The following is a 4,218-nucleotide window of genomic DNA, read 5'->3' as shown; positions in this document are numbered from 1 at the left end:
GACCCCCGACTCGTGGAACGAATTCTCGAGGAGCACGAGGCGGCGATCCGCAGCGAGACGCTCTCGGACGAGATCCTTCGCGGTCGAGGGCCGGTGGATCAGGAGACCGAGATCCCCCTCGGCCAGGGCCGGCATGTCTGGGTCGGCGTGAAGAGGTAGTCGCGATCCGCCCCCGACGCCCAACCCGCAGGCGTTGCTTCCGTGAGCCCTTCCCGGTGCTCACGGCTGTCGCGGCGCCCCCCGCGCCCCCCCCGCTCCCCGCGCTCGCGGCGGTAGTTCTGGCCGTCTCGATCGCCGGCACCCTGGCGCTCCTGCCGCAACAGTCCCGCGCGAGCGATGCCGCCGCGAAGGGTCGATTCCCGGAACCGATCGGGCACGTGAACGACTTCGCGGGAGTGCTCGGCCAGAAGGAGCGGGAGAGCCTCGAAGCCTATCTCGCCGCCGTCGAGGAGCGAAGCGGAGTCGAGATCGCCCTGGTGACGCTCCCAACGATCGGCGAGATGTCGATCGAGGAAGCCTCGACCCTCCTCTATGAGGAATGGGGGATCGGGAAGAAGGGAAGGAACGAAGGCGCCCTCCTTCTCGACGCGGTGGGGGAGAGGCGGATCAAGATCGAGGTCGGCTACGGTCTGGAGGGGATCATCCCCGACGGCCGAGCCGGCGAGATCCTCGATCGGCGCGCCATCCCGCTTTTGAAGGAGGACCGGAGGGCCGAGGCGTACGCGGCCGCACTCCGCGAGATCGCAGTCCTCGCCTTGAGGGAGAGCGGCGCGGACACGAGCATCGCTCCGTGGAGCGGCCGATCGCCGCGGTCATCCCGCCGCGGGGCGCCGCCCGTCACGCTCCCGTTCCCGGCCCTGATTCTGATCCTGATGCTTCTCGTCACGATCATGCGGATGAAGAGAGCCGGAGGCAGAAGAGGGCGTGGATGGGGCGGGGTCGGGCCGTGGGGGCATGGAGGATTTGGAGGACTAGGGGGTGGTTTTGGCGGTGGAGGCGGTGGATTTGGCGGTTTTGGGGGTGGAATGAGCGGTGGCGGCGGGGCATCCCGCGGCTATTGACGGGGGAGAATATGGCCAGGGATATCGAGAAGAGCATCGATGCCTTCTGCGAGGATGTGAGCGCGGCGGCCGGGGAGGATCTCCGCGCGATCGTCCTCTACGGAAGCGCGGCGACGGGCGACTACGTGCCGCGGAAGAGCGATCTCAACTTCCTGATCGTGGTGGGGTCGGTCTCTCGATCGCTGCTGTCCGCCATGCAGAAGAAGGCGAAGAGCTGGTCGGCAAGAGGGATCTCGACTCCGATCCTCGTCGATGAGAAGTTCCTGCCGTCATCCACGGATTCCTATCCGCTCGAGATCCTCGGGATGATGGCCGGATACAAAGTCCTCAGGGGTGAGGATCCGGTCGGGTCTCTCGCGGTTCGCGCGTCGGATGTTCGCCTTCAAGTGGAACGAGAGGTCAAAGTCAAAACCCTTCTGCTGCAGCGCGGTTACCTCGAGAGCCACGGGAATTGCCGGGCGCTCTGTTCCTATCTCGCCGGAGTCACGCCGGCCATCGAGGCGATCTTGAGGGGACTCGTCTTCGCGAGGGGTGGAAGCTGGAAGGGCGCGATCGCGTTGCTGCGCCAGGCGAGCGCCGCAACGATCGGAATCGATACGGAGATTCTCGAGAGCCTGCGGGCGCTCAGGGCGGGCACGGCGCGACCGAACGCGGACGCGGCGCAGGATCTGTACTTTCGAACGCTGGGCCTGTTTGGGCAACTCTCGGTGGTAGCCGAGGGCATGGGCGTATAAGGGGGTGTCATGAAGCGTGGAACAGTAGTCGGTCTCGCGGTTCTGGCCGTCGTGGTGATCGTCGTTCTGAGTCTTGCCGGGTATGTGCAGCGAACCTACAACGGGCTCGTGCGGATGGACGAGTCGGTCAAGGCCTCGTGGGCGCAGGTCGAGACGGTCCTGCAGCGAAGGCTCGACCTCATTCCCAACCTGGTGGAAACAGTGCGCGGGTACCAGATCCACGAGCAGGATGTCCTCGTCAGGGTGACCGAGGCCCGGTCCAGAGTGGCGGGCGGGGGGTCGATTCCGCAGCAGATCGAGGCGAACAACCAGCTCACATCCGCATTGAGCAGGCTCCTCGTCGTCGTGGAGAACTACCCGAATCTCAAAGCGAACGAGAGCTTCCTGCGGCTGCAGGACGAGCTCGCCGGCACGGAGAATCGCATCAGCGTCGAGCGGAGGAGATACAACGAGACGGTCCGGGACTACAACATCATGGTGAGGGCGTTCCCCGCGAACCTGGTGGCGAGCGCGACGGGTTTCAAGCTTGCCACGTCCTTCGAGGCTGCCCCCGAGGCCGCGACCGCGCCCAAGGTGGACTTCAGGAACTAGCCCAGAGAGCGACACCGGGCCGCGCGGCTCAGATGCGAGCTGGCCGCTCTAGAGGCTCTGGAAGATCAGGTAGCAATGCCAGCCGATGACGCCGAGGAAGAGGAGGAACAAGATCGCCAAGCCCGGCCGCACCCAGGGGAAGTTCTTGTGGATTCCGAGAAACCAGAGGCCGACGGCCGAGATGCCGAGCTTGATCAGGTAGAAGGCGAACACGTTGTGCTCGATGAGTCGGGCCATGATGGGATTCAGCTCGATGCCCCCCTTCCGGAGAAGGGCAAGCGTCAGATTCGCGTCCAGGATCTGGAAGAGGAAGACCAGGAGGAGAACGAGCCAGACCTCGGCGCCGAGTCGGTCGACATAGTAGTGCTCCGGATCGGTGGTCCTGCGCCGCGTCCTGCGCCTGCCGCCAAAGAAGGTGAAGCGACTGAAGGGAGGCGTCGGACGGCGCCGCCGGTCGGGGCCGGAGCGGTTGTCGGGCTCAGGTGCGGATCCGATGTCCATTCTCTCCATCCGGGTCGGTTGAGGCCGCAGTATAGGCGGCAGGCGGGATCATTGGCAAGGGCCCCGTGGGTTTCCACAAATGACTGAGCGGGAATCGATTATTGCCGGCGTCGGCACAGGTCCCAGTCTTCATGTTCTTGTACCCACCTTCAGGTACAACACTCGCCCAGTCCTCGAGTCGATCGACCTCAACCTGCCGGGGGCTGGGCTCACGGCCCTCATCGGCCCGAATGGCTCCGGCAAGTCCACGCTGCTCCGAATCGCGGCCGGCCTCTTGCCAACGGATGGCGGGCAAGTCGTCCTATGCGGACGCGAACTGAGGGGACTGTCGACGCGCGAGGTCGCTTCCCTGGTCGCATGGGTTCCTCAGCGGGCCGACACGGTCTTCAGCATGTCGATCCGGGAGATGGTGCGCGTCGGACGCTATCGGATGCATCGCCCCATCGCGGGGGCGCCGGCCGCGGAGGAGGCGGCGATCGATGGAGCGCTGCGCACGGTCGGGCTCGACGATCTCGCCGAGCGGCCCGTCGACACGCTGAGCGGAGGCGAGTGGCAACGGGCGATGATCGCGCGGGCTCTAGCCCAGGAGAGTCCGGTCCTCTTGCTCGATGAGCCGATCGCGAGTCTCGACCTGAAGTATCAGGACGAGGTCTACAGGCTCCTCTCCCGGCTCGCCGCCGGCGGGAGGTTGCTGCTCGTCGCCGATCACCACATCGAGGTGACGGCGGCCTATGCCGAGAGGATCATCCTGCTTCACGAGGGCCGAGTCGCCGCCGATGGGCCCCCGCGGCACACCCTCACACGCGAGCGGCTGGCGCAGACCTTCGGCGTCGAGGTCGAGGTCTTCGCCGATCCTGTCAGCGGCTCCCCGCGGGTCTCCCGACCGGGGCCACGGAAGGATCGATGAGCCTCGAGCCGTCGCTCACTCGAGCGCGCGGCTCGCGGCCGATCGGGCCGTCGCTTACTCGGGCGCGCGGCTCGCGGCCGATCGGGCCGTCGCTCGCGCCGGCAGTCCTTTCGCTGCTCGCATGCTTCGCCTTCAGCGTCTGCGGTGCCACCGCCGGCGATGGGATCGGCGAGGCGAAAGGCGGGGACGAATCCGGGCGTCGCGATGCGCTCGGATTCCCTCTGAAGCCGGGTCCGCCGCCGCGGGCGATCGTCTCTCTGTCGCCCAACCTCACCGAGATGCTTTTCGCGCTCGGGGTCAGGCAGGAGCGCATCGCCGGGGTGACGCGCTTCTGCGACTACCCGGAAGAGGCGCGCGCCCTCCCGCGGATCGGAGGGATCGTGGATCCGTCTGTAGAGGGGATTCTCGCGGTCGGTCCAGATCT

The 4,218-nt window shown here is 66.5% G+C and carries 6 protein-coding genes; 5 read left to right on the top strand and 1 reads right to left on the bottom strand.

The genetic code is table 11. The annotated features are described in order from the left end of the window. From FJY88_12390 to FJY88_12380, 3 genes are all read left to right on the top strand, one after another. A partial coding sequence (locus tag FJY88_12390) for a TPM domain-containing protein (GenBank protein MBM3288134.1) occupies positions 1–1,061 on the top strand: 1,061 nt, incomplete at its 5' end. Positions 1,062–1,072: 11 nt separating this feature from the next. Further along, positions 1,073–1,795: a hypothetical protein gene (locus FJY88_12385; GenBank protein ID MBM3288133.1), complete on the top strand. Its 723-nt coding sequence runs from the start codon at positions 1,073–1,075 to the stop codon at positions 1,793–1,795. Positions 1,796–1,804: 9 nt separating this feature from the next. Next, positions 1,805–2,386 (top strand): LemA family protein, encoded by a 582-nt coding sequence (locus FJY88_12380; protein MBM3288132.1) that lies wholly within the window; start codon positions 1,805–1,807, stop codon positions 2,384–2,386. Between the two features lie 48 nt (positions 2,387–2,434). Here the strand turns inward: FJY88_12380 and FJY88_12375 are convergent, their stop codons facing one another. Then, positions 2,435–2,887 carry a hypothetical protein gene (locus tag FJY88_12375; protein ID MBM3288131.1) on the bottom strand — a complete coding sequence of 151 codons (453 nt, stop codon included), beginning with the start codon at positions 2,885–2,887 and terminating at the stop codon, positions 2,435–2,437. 79 nt (positions 2,888–2,966) lie between these two features. Between FJY88_12375 and FJY88_12370 the strand changes: the two genes are divergently transcribed. Continuing rightward, complete coding sequence (locus FJY88_12370; protein ID MBM3288130.1) at positions 2,967–3,794, top strand: ABC transporter ATP-binding protein; 828 nt, start codon at positions 2,967–2,969, stop codon at positions 3,792–3,794. Then, the coding region (locus tag FJY88_12365; GenBank protein ID MBM3288129.1) for a hypothetical protein at positions 3,791–4,218 on the top strand (428 nt) is incomplete at its 3' end. The genes FJY88_12370 and FJY88_12365, both read left to right, overlap by 4 nt.

The sequence above is a fragment of the Candidatus Eisenbacteria bacterium genome (genome assembly GCA_016867495.1).
In the GTDB taxonomy this organism is placed as follows: Bacteria; Eisenbacteria; RBG-16-71-46; order CAIMUX01; family VGJL01; genus VGJL01.
Note: the sequence above shows the minus strand (reverse complement) of the source record. Positions and strands in the feature narration are given on the sequence as shown.

Coding starts and splice junctions, on each gene's coding strand:
- FJY88_12385 (MBM3288133.1), top strand. CDS start 1,073: ATGGCCAGGGATATCGAGAAGAGCATCGATGCCTTCTGCGAGGATGTG.
- FJY88_12380 (MBM3288132.1), top strand. CDS start 1,805: ATGAAGCGTGGAACAGTAGTCGGTCTCGCGGTTCTGGCCGTCGTGGTG.
- FJY88_12375 (MBM3288131.1), bottom strand. CDS start 2,887: ATGGACATCGGATCCGCACCTGAGCCCGACAACCGCTCCGGCCCCGAC.
- FJY88_12370 (MBM3288130.1), top strand. CDS start 2,967: ATGACTGAGCGGGAATCGATTATTGCCGGCGTCGGCACAGGTCCCAGT.